Genomic DNA, 15,469 nt, shown 5'->3' on the forward strand with positions numbered 1-15,469 from the left:
GGTCGACCGTGCACCCGGGAGGGTCCGCCGGCCTCGGCTAGGGTGAGCGGGAAGGAGACCAGCGACGCGCGAGCCGGAGAGATGCCGACGATGAGACCCCGCCACAGTCAGATGATCACAATCTCCGACGACGCACGCTCGAACGTAAGCATCCTGCCCGCCGTCGTCGTCGGGGGAGTCGTCGTCCTCGGGTTCGGCCTCACCCCGCTCGGGTCGCATGACTCCCAGCTCACGGATGCGACGCAGAGGCTCATCGAGATCTTCCTCATCGGCTGGCCGGTCTACGCCCTCGTCTACCTCCTGTGGACCCATGCCGGGCTCAAGGACCTCTCGGAGACCGAACTCGTCGTCCACTCGCGGTGGGCGATCGCGCGCCGACGCCGGTGGATCTCGATCCTCTTGAGCAGCGGGGGAGCGGTGTCGTGGACGATCATCGCCGCCTCGGTCGCGATCCTCCTCAACCTCTACCTCATCACCGTCGGCGACGAGGCCCGCAGCGGCATGGCCGCGGTGCTCGGGTTGGCCAACGTCGTCGCGTCCTGGGCGGTCATGGTCTACTCGTTCGCGCTCGAGTACATGCGTCTCGACCTCCGCGAAGGCGGCAGCGCTGGGGCCCGCCAGCTCGAGTTCGACATGGGCGGGAACCGAACGTTCGGCGATTACCTGACGTTCTCCGTGCTCTCCTCGACGATGACCGCGGCCCTGCCCGGCAAGGCGATCACCCGGGCCGGCTGGACGCTCGTGCGCACGAACGTCATCGTCGCCTTCGCCTTCAACTCCATCGTCGTCGCCACCCTCGTCTCGATGATCCTCTCCTCCGTGACGATGTGAGCGGGGCCTCGCCGTGGGCGTCGGGCGGACGAACTCGGGGCGGTTTCCGGTGGCCTTCCCGCCGCTCTCGAGAATCGGCAGGTCAGCCTGCTGACCAGCGCAAAGAGGCTGGTGGCGGGTGGCTGTCGACCCCTCGACACCGTTTCTTAACGGGCGTACGCTCAACGTGGGTGCCGATGGTTCGATCACTGATCTCTCTGTGATCGTCGTTCCTTCGCAGTGATCGCTCTCCGGTGTCCGGGGCCAGTCGGGACTGTGCCGCTGGTCGACACCACTTCATGGGATTGCAAAGGAGCAGCTATGCGCGCATCAGTGTCCGAACAGGTCGGATCGCCCTTCACGACGAAGGAGATCTCGATCGCCGACCCCCTCGACCGCGAAGTCCTCATCGACGTCCGAGCCTCAGGGCTCTGCCACTCCGACCTCCACATCGTCGAAAGCGGCTACGGTTTCGGCTTTCCGGGAGTCTTCGGCCATGAGATCGCCGGCGTCGTCACAGCCGTCGGCCCGGAGGTGAGCACCATCGCCGTCGGCGACCATGTCGTCGGCTGTCTCATCCAGTTCTGCGGCGCCTGCACCACCTGCCTGTCCGGTCGCACCTACGAATGCCCGAACCCGCAGGCGACGCTGCGCGGCCCTGACGCCCCTCCCCGGCTGAGCGCCGAGGACGGAACGCCGCTGGCGCAGGGATGGGCACTCGGCGGATTCGCCGAGCAGGCCCTCGTCCACGAGAACCAGCTCGCGGTCGTCCGTGCCGACATCCCCTTCCCGCAGGCGGCTATCCTCGGCTGCGCGGTCGTCACCGGGGCCGGATCGGCGATCAACACCGCCGGGGTGCGAGTGGGTGACTCCGTCGCCGTCATCGGCACCGGCGGAGTCGGACTCAACGTCATCTCCGGAGCCCTGCTCGCCGGAGCGAGCACGGTCATCGCCATCGACATCATCGACGACAAACTCGAGGTGGCGAAACGCTTCGGCGCCACCGATGTCATCAATTCCGCGAGCGTCGACGCCGTCGCAGCCGTCCGGGAGATCACCGGGGGCGGCGTCGACCACGCCTTCGAGGTCATCGGCCTGCCGGCGACCCAGGAGCAGGCGATCGCCCTGCGCAAGGTCGGCGGGCACGCCTATCTCATCGGGATCGCGAAGCCCGATGCCACCGTCACCCTCGACACCTCACTCGCGGCGCTCGTCTCCCACGCCAGCGTCCAGGGAGTCTCGATGGGCTCGACCAACCTCAAACGCGACATCCCCATGTACGCCGACCTCTACATGCAGGGCCGACTCAACCTCGACGATCTCATCAGCCAGGAGATCTCCATCGACGAGGTCGACGAGGCCTACGCGAAGCTCAAGAGCGGCGAGGTCATCCGCTCGATCATCACCCGGTTCTGAGCGACCCGCTCCGCTGGGCCCGGATCACGTGCTGTCCGAAATTTCGGACAGAACTTGATCCGGGCCACTTCCGCTCCGGCTCCCAACGGACACAATGGTGTGTGTAGACAGAGACGATTCCACGGCAGGCGACACATCGACCGGCCATGGACGGGCAGCAGGCCGCCTTCCACTCAGTCGGACAGGCCGAACCGCTCAGATCGCACACAGCAGCGGCCCCACCTGCGGCATCACGCAGCAGGAGGGGACGGAACGAAAGGGAGCCACATGACCGCCACGACCGAGAACAGCGGGGCGACCACCTCGGCGACGAAGCCGACCTTCACCCAGCACGACCCCAGCCGGGTCATCCGCGCCGACCGCGGCACCGAGATCACCGCGAAGAACTGGCAGACCGAGGCCGCGAAGCGGATGCTCATGAACAACCTCGACCCAGAGGTCGCCGAACGTCCCGAGGACCTCGTCGTCTACGGCGGCACCGGCCGCGCCGCCCGCTCGTGGGAGGCCTACGACGCGATCGTGCGCACCCTCGACGACCTCGAGGACGACGAGACCCTTCTCATCCAGTCGGGCAAGCCCGTCGGAGTGCTGCGCACCAACGAATGGGCGCCGCGCGTCCTCATCGCCAACTCCAACCTCGTCGGCGACTGGGCGAACTGGGAGCACTTCCGCGCACTCGAAGCCGAGGGCCTGATGATGTACGGTCAGATGACCGCAGGCTCGTGGATCTACATCGCCACCCAGGGCATCCTCCAGGGCACGTACGAGACCTTCGCCGCGATCGCCCGCAAGCGCTTCGACGGGACGCTCGCGGGAACCCTGACGATCACCGCAGGCTGCGGCGGCATGGGCGGGGCCCAGCCGCTCGCCGTCACCCTCAACGGCGGCGCCTGCCTCATCATCGACGTCGACAAGACCCGCCTCGACCGCCGGCAGGCCAAGCGCTACCTCGACGAGGTCGAGACCGACCTCGACACGGCACTGGCCAAGGTCATCGAGGCGAAGAGGAACAAGCAGGCGCTCTCGGTCGGACTCGTCGGCAACGCCGCCGAGATCCTCCCGCTCATCCTCGACCGCGATGAGGCCGCCGAGGTCGACATCGTCACCGACCAGACCTCCGCCCACGACCCGCTCTCCTACCTCCCGCTCGGCGTCAGCCTCGAGGACTGGCAGTCCGAGGCCGAACAGGACGCCGAGAAGTTCACGCTCCGCGCCGAGGAGGCCATGGCCAAGCACGTGCGTGCCATGGTCGAGTTCCAGGACCGCGGTGCCGAGGTCTTCGACTACGGCAACTCGATCCGCGATGAGGCCCGCAAGGCCGGCTACGACCGGGCCTTCGAGTTTCCCGGGTTCGTCCCCGCCTACATCCGCCCCCTCTTCTGCGAGGGCCTGGGGCCGTTCCGCTGGGTCGCGCTCTCCGGCGATCCGAAGGACATCGAGGTCACCGACGCCGCCCTCAAGGAGCTCTTCCCCGAGAACGAGTCCCTCCACCGCTGGCTCGACGCCGCCCACGAGTACGTCGAGTTCGAGGGCCTGCCCGCCCGCATCTGCTGGCTCGGCTACAAGGAGCGCCACCAGGCGGGACTGCTGTTCAACCAGCTCGTCGCCGAGGGCAAGGTCTCCGCACCGATCGTCATCGGTCGCGACCACCTCGACTCCGGCTCGGTGGCCAGCCCCTACCGCGAGACCGAGGCGATGCTCGACGGCACCGACGCCGTGGCCGACTGGCCGCTGCTCAACGCCCTGGTCAACACCTCCTCGGGTGCGACCTGGGTCTCGATCCACCACGGCGGCGGCGTCGGCATCGGCCGCTCCATCCACGCCGGTCAGGTGTCCGTGGCCGACGGCACCGAGCTCGCGGCGAAGAAGCTCGCCCGCCTGCTCACCAACGACCCGGGCATGGGCGTCATCCGCCACGTCGACGCCGGCTACGAACGGGCCGTCGAGGTCGCCGAGGAGCGCGGCATGCGCATCCCGATGATCCCCGAACTCGACGTCCGCGACGAGGAATCCGCCGCCCAGTGACCCGTCGATCCCATCGCCCCGCCGGCCATGCCGTCCCTCGGACGACCGGCCTGCGGGGCGGTGGGACTCCGGCGTTCCCGACCCGAAAGGCCCTGCGATGAAGCTCATCACCGGCATCAGCGAACTCGTCACCAACTCGGATTCGACCGAGCTCATGGCCCGCCCCAGCCTCGGCGCGGGCGATCTCCACACCCTCACCGACGCGGCGCTCATCATCGACGACGGGAAGGTGGCCTGGTCGGGTCCCGCCGCCGAGGCGGACGCCGCCCTGAACTCGCTCACGCTCGCCTCGCCCGACGCCCCCGTCGAGACGATCGACCTCGGTGGGAAGGCCGTCATCCCCGGCTTCGTCGACAGCCACAACCACCTCGTCTTCGCCGGTGACCGCTCCGCCGAGTTCGCCGCGCGCATGGCCGGTGAGAAGTACTCGGCCGGGGGGATCGCGACGACGGTCGCCGCGACCCGCGCCGCCACCGACGAGGAGCTTGAAGCCAACCTCGTCCACCTCGTGGACCAGGCCACCCGGCAGGGAACGACGACGTTCGAGATCAAGTCCGGCTACGGACTCACGCTCGACGACGAGATCCGGGCGCTCGAGATCATCGGGCGGCACACACCGGAGTCGACGCTCATCGCCGCCCACGTCGTTCCCCCGGAGTACAAAGCCGACCCGGAGGCCTACGTCGCCCTCGTCATCGACGAGATCATCCCCGCCGCCGTCGGCAAGGCGAAGTGGATCGACGTCTTCTGCGAAGAGGGCGCCTTCGACGAGGACCAGACCCGGCGCATCATCGAAGCGGGCAAGTCCGTGGGCATGAAGGCCCGCCTCCACGCCAACCAGCTCACCCAGGGCGGGACACTGCGCCTCGGCGCCGCGCTCGGCTGCACCTCCGTCGACCACGCGACCTTCGCCTCCGATGAGGACCTCGCCGTCCTCGCCGAGGCGGGCACCGTCGTCACCCTGCTGCCCGGCGTCGAGTTCTCCACCCGTCAGCCCTACCCGGACGCCCGCCGCTACCTCGCCGCCGGGGTGCGCCTGGCCATCGCCTCGGACTGCAACCCCGGCTCGTGCTTCACCAACAGCCTGCCCTTCTGCATCGCCGTGGCCGTGCGGGACATGCACTTCACCGTCGACCAGGCCGTGTGGGCGGCGACCGCCGGCGGAGCCCACGCTCTTGATCGCAGCGACGTCGGCCACCTCGGCGCCGGAGCGCAGGCCGACCTCGTCGTCCTCGACGCCCCGAGCTACCGACACCTCGCCTACCGGCCCGGTGTCCAGCTCGTCGACCGCGTCTTCGCAGGCGGCGAGCTCGTCGCCGACAACCGGCCCCAGCACTGAGCCCGATTCGAAGGAGAATCATGGACACCCCGACAGAGGCACAGACTTCGACGAAACGGCCCGGCACCTGGCGGTTCTTCGCCTACAGTGCGATCGGGATCGTCATGTTCTTCGTGCCCGTGACGATCGCCGGCACCTCGACGATCCCGCTCGACCACATCGTCACCGCGATCCGCACCTTCGCCGGACCCGTCGTACCGTTCATCGTGCTCGCGCTCATCCTCCTCGGCGCCGTCCGCCCCTTCGTCACGGGAACATGGAAGTCCTCGGTGACGAAGGGGATCTTCGCCGTCCTCGGCGTCGTCGGACTCGTCGTCGCGATCCTCATCCTCACCGCCCCGCCGGCCTGGCTCGCCGCTGAGGACATCGGGCCCTTCCTCTGGGACAAGCTCGTCATCCCCGTCGGCCTCATCGTCCCCGTCGGTGCGATCTTCCTGGCCCTCCTCGTCGGGTACGGGCTCATGGAGTTCATCGGCGTCCTCGTCCAGCCGATCATGCGCCCGGTGTTCAAGACCCCGGGCCGTTCGGCCATCGACGCGGTCGCCTCGTTCGTTGGCAGCTACTCGCTCGGTCTGCTCATCACCAACCGCGTGTACAAGGAGGGCAAGTACACCGCACGGGAGGCCGCGATCATCGCCACCGGGTTCTCCACGGTCTCGGCGACGTTCATGATCGTCGTCGCGAAGACGCTCGACCTCATGGACCACTGGCTGCTCTACTTCTTCTTCACCCTCGTCGTCACGTTCGTCGTCACCGCGATCACCGTCCACCTCCCGCCGCTGCGGCGGATCCCGGACACCTACTACCCGGGGGCGACCCCGCAGCCCGAGGAGAAGGTGACCAAGCACCGTTTCCGCATCGCGTGGCGGGAGGCGAAGGCGACACTGGCGGAGACCCCGAGCCTGGGCCGGAACCTCTGGATCAACTTCCGTGACGGTCTGCTCATGGCATCGTCGATCCTGCCCTCGATCCTCTCCGTCGGCCTCATCGGACTGCTGCTGGCGAAGTACACCCCGATCTTCGACTGGCTCGGATGGATCTTCGTCCCCTTAACGTGGGTCACTCAGCTCTCCGACCCGGTCCTCGCCGGCAAGGCCTCCGCACTCGGGCTCGTCGAGATGTTCCTGCCCGCCACCCAGGTCGCCGGCTCCGACGACCTCGTGCTGCGCTTCGTCATCGCCGTCGTCTCCGTGGCCGGCATCATCTTCTTCTCCGCCATGGTGCCCTCGATCCTCGCCACCGAGATCCCGATCTCCGTCGGCGCGCTCGTCATCATCTGGTTCGAACGCGTCGTCCTCACGATCCTCATCTCCGCCCCGCTCGCCCACCTGCTCCTGTAACGTCCCGGCTCGCAGCGCCTACACTGCTCTGCGGGCCCGACCCCGACCACACCGACCAGTTCGACCAACCCGACCAACTCGACCACCCCGGCAGGACCGACCGGTCCGACCGACACAGAAGAAAGGCTCCCGATGCCCGCTGTCATCGATCTCGATCCCGACACCCTCACCTTCGCCGAGGTGGTCGACGTGGCCCGCGGCGACGCGAAGGTGTCGCTGAGCGAGAGGACCCTGGCCCGGGTCGCGAAGTACCGCGAGGCCGTCGACGCGCTCGCCGCCGCCCCGAAGCCCGTCTACGGTGTCTCGACCGGGTTCGGTGCGCTTGCCCAGCGCCACATCCCCGCCGAACTGCGCACGCAGCTGCAGAAGTCCCTCATCCGCTCGCATGCCGCGGGCGTCGGCGAACCCGTCGAACGCGAAGTCGTGCGTGCCCTCATGCTTCTGCGCGCCCGGACGCTCGCCACCGGTCGCGCCGGTGTCCGCGCCGAGGTGCTCCAGACCTACGTCGACATGCTCAACGCCGGCATCACCCCGGTCGTCCACGAGTACGGCTCGCTCGGCTGCTCGGGCGACCTCGCGCCCCTGTCCGCGTGCGCGCTCGTCGTCATGGGCGAAGGCGTCGCGGAGGGTCCCGACGGTGTCGCCGGTCCCGCCGATGAGATCCTCGCCGCTGCGGGCATCACCCCGGTCACGCTCGCCGAGAAGGAGGGCCTCGCCCTCGTCAACGGCACCGACGGGATGCTCGGCATGCTCATCATGGCCCTGACCGACCTCGAGAGCCTGCTCACCGCCGTCGACATCTCTGCGGCGATGAGCATCGAAGGACTCTTCGGCACCGACGCGGTCTTCGCCCCGGAGCTCCACTACGCGCTGCGCCCGCACGACGGTCAGGCCGCCTCGGCGGCGAACATGCTCGCCGCCCTCAAGGACTCGGGCATCACCGCCAGCCACCGCGACTCGACGCACCTCATCCAGGACGCCTACTCGATGCGCTGCGCCCCGCAGGTCAACGGCGCCGCCCGTGACGCGCTCGCCTTCGCCACGCAGGTCGCCGAACGCGAACTGCGGGCGGCGATCGACAACCCCGTCGTGCTCACCAACGGGATGGTGTCCTCGAACGGCAACTTCCACGGCGCCCCGCTCGCCCACGCCCTCGACTTCCTCGCGATCGTCGCCGCCGACGTCGCATCAATGGCCGAGCGTCGCACCGACCGGATGATGGACGTCGCCCGCAACCAGGACCTCACCCCCTTCCTCGCCGACGACGCCGGCGTCGACTCGGGTCTGATGATCGCCCACTACACGCAGGCGGCCATGGTCTCCGAGGCCAAGCGCAACGCGACTCCTGCTTCGGTCGATTCGATCCCGTCCTCGGCGATGCAGGAGGACCATGTGTCGATGGGCTGGTCGGCCGCGCGCAAGCTGCGCAAGGTCGTCGACAACCTCGCCAGCGTCATCGGCATCGAGCTCTACGCCGCCTCCCGCGCGTGCGACATGCGCGAGGCCGAGCCGGCACCGGTGACCGGAGCGGTCATCGCCGCGATCCGTGAGACCGTGCCCGGTCCCGGACCCGATCGCTTCCTCTCCCCGGAGCTCGCTGAGACGATCGCCAAGGTCAAGGACGGATCCCTCGTCGCCGCCGCCGAGGCGGTCACCCCGCTCACGCACACCGTCACCGCAGCCGCCGGCACGTGGCAGCCTGCTGGCGGCGGTCCGGCCGTCGACGACCCCGACTTCACGGCGCTCGGCAACCTCGAGGCCGCCGCCGAGGCCTCGGGCACGGCCGCCGCGACGACCGAGTACCACCCCGACGAGGCGGGCGCCGCCGGCGACACCGCGGGCGAGGGCCGCTGAGATGAGCGACGTCGTCTCCCTGCTCGGGCAGATCGAAGACACCGGACGTGACCCGCGAGGGCCGGGCTACCAGCGGCCGGGCTTCTCGACGACGGAACGCGATCTGCGCGAATGGTTCCTCGCCGAGGCGAACCGGCGCGGTCTCGACACCGAGATCGACGCCAACGGCATCACGTGGGCGTGGGCGCACACGCCCAACGCGACGACCGGCGACGACTCGGCAGGAGGCGACGCGTCGGCGGGGCGGGCGAATGCCGTCGTCACCGGATCCCACCTCGACTCCGTGCCCGGCGGTGGCGCCTTCGACGGACCCCTCGGGGTCGCCTCGGCGCTCGCCGCCTTCGACGAGCTCCGGGACTCCGGCGCCCTCGAGCGCGCCACCCGGCCGCTCGCCCTCGCCGTCTTCCCTGAGGAGGAGGGTTCGCGCTTCGGTGTCGCCTGCCTCGGGTCGCGGCTCATCACCGGAGCGATCGATGCCGACCGTGCGCTCGGGCTCACCGACGCGAACGGGGACACGTTCGCCGACGTCGCCCGCGGCTACGGACTCGACCCCGCACGCGTCGGCACCGACCCCGAACGCCTGCGGAGCATCGGCTCGTTCATCGAACTCCACGTCGAGCAGGGCATCGGACTGGCCGGCACTGATCAGGCTGTGGCCATCGGATCCTCCATCATCGGTCACGGACGCTGGCATCTCGCGTTCGCCGGTCAGGGCAATCACGCGGGAACGACTCCGATGAGCCACCGCGCCGATCCGGTGGTGGCCGCATCGCGAGTGATCGGCGACATCCCGACCCTAGCGGCCGCCACTGACGCGAGAGCCGTCGCCACCGTCGGACGCACGCTCATCCACCCCGGCGGGACGAACGTCATCGCCTCGGCCATGAGCTTCTGGCTCGACATCCGGCACGAATCCGATGCCGTCGTCGACCAGGTCCTCGCGGCGATCACCGCCCGGGCCCGTGAGCACGCCGCCGACACCGGGGTGAGCGTCACCGTCTCCCAGGAGTCGTACTCGCCGACGACGCGCTTCACCGCCGACCTCAACGACCGTCTGCGCTCGGTGCTGCCGGAATCGCCGATGCTGCCCTCGGGGGCCGGCCATGACGCGGGGATCCTCGCCTCCCATGTGCCCTCGGCGATGCTCTACGTCCGCAACCCCACCGGCGTCTCCCACGCGCCGGAGGAGGCCTGCGAGGACGACGATGCGCGCGCCGGCGTCTCCGCGCTCGTCGCCGTGCTCGAGAACGAACTCGGCGGCGCGACCACCGACGACCTCGGTGTGCCGGCGACAGGAGGCACGCGATGACCCGCTTCTGGTGCGAATCCGCATGGCTCGACGGGGCCGTCGCCACCGGCGTCCTCCTCACCGCCGATGAGACCGGCACGCTCACCGCGGTCGAGACCGGGGTCGCACAGGCACCGACCGACGCCGAGGTCGTCCCCGGTCTCACCCTGCCCGGAGGCGTCAACGCCCACTCGCACGCCTTCCATCGCATCCTGCGCGGACGCACCCACGGCGACGGCGGCACCTTCTGGACGTGGCGCGAGGTCATGTATTCCGTGGCCGGGCGCCTGAGCCCGGAGAGCTACGAGACCGTCGCCCGCGCCGTCTTCGCGGAGATGCTCGCCGGCGGCTACACCTCGGTGGGTGAATTCCACTATGTCCACCACGCCCTGGACGGGACCCCCTACACTGAGGCCCACGCGATGGAACGGGCGCTGGCACGGGCAGCCGCCTCGGCGGGGATCCGGATCCGCCTCCTCGACACCTGCTACCTCACCGGCGGCATCGGCACCGAACTCTCCGACGAGCAGGCCCGCTTCGGCGACGGCACGATCGAGGGCTACCTCGACCGGCACACCCGCCTCGCATCGGACGTCGCGACGGAGTTCCCCGTCGACGCCGCCGGCAACAGCTTCGTCACCGTCGGGGCCGCGATCCACTCGGTGCGTGCGGTGCCCGCCGCCGACCTGCCGCGGTTCGCCGAGATCACCGGACCCCTCCACGTCCACCTCTCGGAACAGCCGGCGGAGAACGAGGCCTCGATCGCCGCCTACGGGACGACCCCGACCCAGGTGCTCGCCCGTGCCGGAGTCGTCACGGAGCGGCTCTCCCCGGTCCATGCCACACACCTGACCGATGCGGACATCGCGACCCTCGGTGAGGGGGCGACGACGATCGTCATGTGCCCGTGCACGGAGGCCGACCTCGCCGACGGCATCGGTCCCGCCCGCGAACTCGCCGAGGCGGGAGCGACGATCGCCCTCGGCTCCGACCAGCACGTCGTCCTCGATGCGCTGCGCGAGACCCAGGGACTCGAGGCCGGTGAGCGTCTGCGCAGCGGTGAGCGCGGTCGCTTCTCCCCGGCCGAACTCATCGACGCGCTCACCCTCGGCGGGGCACGCAGCCTCGACCTGCCGGTCGGCGAGCTCACGGTCGGGAAGGCGTGTGACTTCATCGCCGTGCGCACCGACAGCATGCGCACCTTCGGCTCGCTGGGCGAGCAGGCTGTGCTCAGTGCGACCGCAGCCGACATCCACTCGACCGTGAGCGGGGGAGTCGTGCGCGTCCGCGACGGCGTCCACACCGCGCTCGGGCCGATCCCCGGGCTCTACGCCGAGGCGTTCGCCGCCCTCGGCATGGACCCGGGGACCCCGGCGTCCGCCGTGTCCGCAGCCGACGCCTCGGCGGCGAGCTGAGGCATGGCGGAGGTCCCTGCGTTGCGACGGTCGGTGGCGATCCTGCGGCACTTGGCCTCATCGAACCGCGCGATCTCCGCGGGTGCCCTCGTCCGGGCCCTCGAGATCCCGCGCTCGAGTGTCTACGAGCTCCTCTCCGTGCTCGAGGAGCTCGGGCTCGTCGTGCGCACCGAACCGGGGTATGTGCTCGGTCCCGGAGTCCACGAGCTCGGCAGCTCGTACCTGCGGACCAACCCGCTGCAGCGCCTCGCGCAGCCGGTCGTGCGGCAGTTGGCCGAGGACACCTCGGCGACCGCGCAGCTGGCGATCATCCGCGGGTGGGAGACGGTCTACGTGCTCAAGGAGCAGTCGCTGCGGTCCGTCGCCGTCGTCACCGCGACCGGCGTGCGGATGCCGAGCTACCTCACGGCGACGGGGCGCGCGATCCTCGCGCAGCTGCCGAAGTCCGAGGTGCTCGCGATGTTCCAGTCCGAGTCGTCGTTCGTCACCCGCACCGGGGTCGGGCCGGGTTCGTTCAGACAGCTGAGCGCTCTGCTCGCCCAGACCAGGCGTGCCGGGTGGGCGATCGAGCACGGTGAGGTGACGCCGGGGATCTCGACGCTCGCCGCTCCGGTCTACGACGTCCTCTCCCGTCCGATCGCCGCGATCGGGCTTTCCGTCGCCGACCCTGCGGTCGGTGCTCAGGCCGACACCGAGGCGGGTGCCGGGACCGAGGCGGAAGCCGGTGCGAGCGCGGACAGTGCAGACCGGGCCGACGCTGGGTCCGATGACGCTTCGGTGACCTCGGGCGCCGGTGAGGTGTCCGAGGACCTCGTCGAGCGTGTGCTCGCCGCAGCCGCCGAGGTGACCGCGAAGCTGCGGTGAGCGCTCGGTCGGGTCTCAGGGCTGTTCGGATCCTTGGCTGGGGTCGGCGGTGACGCTGAGCGAGACGTGACCGAGCGCCCGCAGCGCCCGGATGAGCTGGTCGAAGGCGATGGTCCCGGCCACGGCGCGCATGACCTTGACGTCCTCCGAGGGCTCGTCCCCGTCCTCGGTTCTCTGCAGGGAGCCCTTCTGCAGGGAGCCTCTGTGCAGAGACGCGACGTCCCCGCGGGAGATCTCCGCCCTCGGCACCGCGTAGCGCATGACGGTGTCGATCCCATCGGGCATCTCCCACGCCGCCAGAGTGTGCAGCACCTCGTCGAGAGCCCGGCGCGGGATCGACCCGATGTCCGGCCAGTCCATCCGCTCGAGCAGTGCGGCGACTGTGGGGTGTTCGGGGCGGTCGCCGGCGGCCGGGCCTCCGGCCGCCAGGTCGCCCAGGGCGATCGCCTGCGCCTCCTCGAGCGCCCGGATGAGGGGCACTGACGGATCATCAAGGAGCGCGGTGAGCCTGCGGATCGCGGGAATCGGGGCATCGGCGACCTCCCGCAGCACCTGGATGAGAGCGAGCCTCTCGAGATGTCGGGTGCCGTAGTTCTGACGAGTCGCGGTGATCCGCTCGCCGGGCGGCAGCAGTCCCTCGCGGCGGTAGTACTTGATCGTCGCCGCCGAACATCCGCTGGCGACGGCCAACTCACTGAGCAGCATGGTCCCCTCCCCGCTTGGATAGTCCTCCCACCGGCGACTATCCTGATGGCGCCGGCGTAGATAGTGAAACTATCCTACAGGCATGGACGCGCTCACTCCGGTCATCGCCATCCATGCCATCGCAGCCCTCTACGTCCTTCTGCTCGGTCCTGTGCAGATCTTCCGCCGCCGGCGCGACACGGCCCACCGGATCCTCGGCGCCGGCTGGGTGACCGCCATCGTCACCGTGTGCGTCTCGAGCTTCTGGATCATGCCCAACGGATTCACCTGGCTCCACGGACTCTCGATCTGGACGCTCGTCTGCGTTGCCGCGGCGATCACCGCGATTCGCCTGGGCTCGGTCCGCGTCCACCGCCACTTCATGATCGGCGCCTACATCGGCACCCTGATCGCCTTCGTCTTCGCCTCGATCATTCCCGCTCGCCTCATCCCGCAGATGCTGCGCAGCGAGCCCCTCGTCGTCATCGTCACGGTGCTCGCGGTCGCCGCGACGGTCGCGGTCGCCGCGACGGTCACGGTGTTCGTCCGGGTGGTGACGGTGAGGGCCAAGGCCCCCGAGCCGGTCCCCGAGGACGCGGTGACGTGAACCCGGCACCCGCCTCGGCGGGGTCGATTCGCACCCCGTGCCGATGTCCGGTGGTTACACTGTGCCCACCTCAAGCGGAGGTCGACCGGATCTTCGTGCCAGACACAGGAGCAGCCATGGCATCCCCACACCCGACCATGTTCGGCGGAGACGCCGCCCGCGCGCGGGAGATCCTCGAAGTCCTCGCCCGGTACGGCATCGCCGAACAGTCCGCCCGCAAGCTCGCCGCCGCCGACGGGGACACCAGCCTGGCGACGAAGCTCGCCGACCCCGACCTCGTCGAACTCGACGCAGGAGCGCGTCTGACCGCGGCGTTCACCGAACTCGGGACGACGTGGGTCAAACTCGGCCAGTCCCTGAGCATGCGCGCCGACCTCGTGGGCACGGACATCGCCGAGGCGCTCGCCGGGCTGCAGGCCGAAGTGCCCGCCGATCCACCGGGAAAGGCTCGGGAACGCGTCGAAGCCGACCTCGGGGCGCCCGTGACCGAACTCTTCGCCTCCTTCGACGACGAACCCTTCGCCTCCGGATCGGTGGCTCAGGCCCACCACGCCGTGCTCAAGGACGGAACGCCGGCCGTGGTCAAGGTCCTCCACTTCGGCGCCGAGGAGAAGGTGCGCGGGGATCTCGACCTCATGCGCAAGGTCGCCCGCTTCGCCGAATCCGCCGATCCCGACCTCGCCCGCTTCCACCCTGTGAAGGCCGTCGAACAGTTCGCCGAGATGATGACCCAGGCCGTCGACCTGCGCAACGAACTCGGTGCGATGCAGCGCTTCACCCAGGAACTCAGCGAATTCGACTGGCTGCTCGTGCCCAAGCCGTTCCCGGAGCTCAGCGCCGCGGGAGTGCTCACGATGGAGCAGATGGCAGGGTCGTCGTTGCGCACGGCAGCCGACGTCACCGCGAGCGGGTGGACCGTCAACGACCTCACCCAGCATGTGACCAATGCGTGGATGACGATGATCTTCGACCATGGTCTCTACCACGCCGATCCGCACCCGGGGAACTTCCTCGTCTCCGACTCCGAGCACGTCGTCCTCCTCGACTACGGGGACGTCGGCTACCTCGCCGGACCCCGCCGCAACGACGTCATCCGGCTGCTCACCGCGGTCGTCGGACGCGACGTCTCCGGGCTCACCGACGTCATCATCGTCGTGTGCAAAGCGCCGGCCTCGACGGACGTCAAAGACCTCGAGATGGCCATCGACAAGTGGATGGCGCAGTACCTGCCCGAGGACACGGCGTCTGCCGACATCGATCTCAGTGCGGCGATGAACGCGTGCATGCAGCTCCTCCACGAGAAGGAGCTCAGCTTCCCCAGCGACCTCGCGATGCTCGTGCGCGTCATGTCGAGGCTCGAAGGCTTCGGCATCCAGATCGGCAGCACCGTGACGATGGAGGAGTACCTCGGGCCGTATCTGCGTGAGCATGCGCAGAAGGAGAACTCTCCGCAGAAGCTCTTCGAGCGTTTCGTCCGGTCGACGTCGAACTGGACGCGGATGGCGAACAACCTGCCCCGTGACCTCGAGATCCTCGTCCAGCAGCTGCGCAACGGCGACACCCGATTCGAGATCAACCTCCGCGACCCCGACGAACTCACCGACAAGCTCGTCGATGGGCTCATGGCCTCATCGTCGCTGCTCGCGGCCTCCCAGCTGCTCGCGAACCGGACGGGTCCGACGATCAAGGGAGTCTCGATCGCCGGTCTCGCCGCGGCAGGTCTGGCCGCCGTGACCTGGCGGAACCTCTCCGTGCGCCGCACCAGTCACGTCACTGTCACCGAGGAGGTGCTCAAGCTCGCCAAACGCGCGCGGTGAGCGGGCGGCG

At 69.4% G+C, this 15,469-nt stretch carries 12 protein-coding genes; 11 read left to right on the forward strand and 1 reads right to left on the reverse strand.

The window, feature by feature from the left end; translation table 11 throughout:
• Positions 1-111 precede the first annotated feature (111 nt).
• The 9 genes from AC0VYB_RS01185 (at position 112) to AC0VYB_RS01225 (ending at position 12,351) form a co-directional block, all read left to right on the forward strand.
• Positions 112-831 (forward strand): DUF1345 domain-containing protein, encoded by a 720-nt coding sequence (locus tag AC0VYB_RS01185; protein WP_119296840.1) that lies wholly within the window; start codon positions 112-114, stop codon positions 829-831.
• Positions 832-1,131: 300 nt separating this feature from the next.
• Positions 1,132-2,226, forward strand: coding sequence for a zinc-binding dehydrogenase (locus tag AC0VYB_RS01190; protein WP_180960622.1), 1,095 nt, complete (start codon positions 1,132-1,134; stop codon positions 2,224-2,226).
• Positions 2,227-2,493: 267 nt separating this feature from the next.
• Positions 2,494-4,251, forward strand: a complete 1,758-nt coding sequence (hutU, locus tag AC0VYB_RS01195) for a urocanate hydratase (protein ID WP_101624330.1) — start codon at positions 2,494-2,496, stop codon at positions 4,249-4,251.
• A gap of 97 nt (positions 4,252-4,348) precedes the next feature.
• Positions 4,349-5,590: an imidazolonepropionase gene (gene hutI, locus AC0VYB_RS01200; RefSeq protein ID WP_201671775.1), complete on the forward strand. Its 1,242-nt coding sequence runs from the start codon at positions 4,349-4,351 to the stop codon at positions 5,588-5,590.
• 20 nt (positions 5,591-5,610) lie between these two features.
• Positions 5,611-6,930 (forward strand): YjiH family protein, encoded by a 1,320-nt coding sequence (locus AC0VYB_RS01205; protein WP_259800864.1) that lies wholly within the window; start codon positions 5,611-5,613, stop codon positions 6,928-6,930.
• Between the two features lie 132 nt (positions 6,931-7,062).
• The gene (gene hutH / locus AC0VYB_RS01210) at positions 7,063-8,784 is read left to right on the forward strand and encodes a histidine ammonia-lyase (protein ID WP_009377538.1); all 1,722 of its coding nucleotides are present in this window, start codon (positions 7,063-7,065) and stop codon (positions 8,782-8,784) included.
• Between the two features lies 1 nt (position 8,785).
• Positions 8,786-10,093, forward strand: coding sequence for an allantoate amidohydrolase (locus AC0VYB_RS01215; protein WP_366231873.1), 1,308 nt, complete (start codon positions 8,786-8,788; stop codon positions 10,091-10,093).
• A complete protein-coding gene (locus AC0VYB_RS01220; protein WP_259819894.1) occupies positions 10,090-11,487 on the forward strand; it encodes a formimidoylglutamate deiminase in 1,398 nt (465 codons plus the stop codon). The genes AC0VYB_RS01215 and AC0VYB_RS01220 overlap by 4 nt, the downstream gene beginning before the upstream one ends.
• Before the next feature lie 3 nt (positions 11,488-11,490).
• Positions 11,491-12,351 (forward strand): IclR family transcriptional regulator, encoded by an 861-nt coding sequence (locus AC0VYB_RS01225; RefSeq protein WP_259819892.1) that lies wholly within the window; start codon positions 11,491-11,493, stop codon positions 12,349-12,351.
• Between the two features lie 15 nt (positions 12,352-12,366).
• On the opposite strand, the gene AC0VYB_RS01230 is transcribed toward AC0VYB_RS01225, so the two are convergent.
• Positions 12,367-13,056, reverse strand: a complete 690-nt coding sequence (locus tag AC0VYB_RS01230) for a MerR family transcriptional regulator (RefSeq protein WP_259819890.1) — start codon at positions 13,054-13,056, stop codon at positions 12,367-12,369.
• An 82-nt stretch (positions 13,057-13,138) separates the two neighbouring features.
• Here AC0VYB_RS01230 and AC0VYB_RS01235 point away from each other — a divergent pair, with 82 nt between their 5' ends.
• Positions 13,139-13,642 carry a DUF2306 domain-containing protein gene (locus AC0VYB_RS01235; RefSeq protein WP_259819887.1) on the forward strand — a complete coding sequence of 168 codons (504 nt, stop codon included), beginning with the start codon at positions 13,139-13,141 and terminating at the stop codon, positions 13,640-13,642.
• Positions 13,643-13,758: 116 nt separating this feature from the next.
• A complete protein-coding gene (locus tag AC0VYB_RS01240) occupies positions 13,759-15,459 on the forward strand; it encodes an ABC1 kinase family protein (protein WP_167560240.1) in 1,701 nt (566 codons plus the stop codon).
• The last annotated feature ends 10 nt before the right edge of the window (positions 15,460-15,469 follow it).

The organism is Brevibacterium sp. Z349TD_9, from assembly GCF_056173565.1.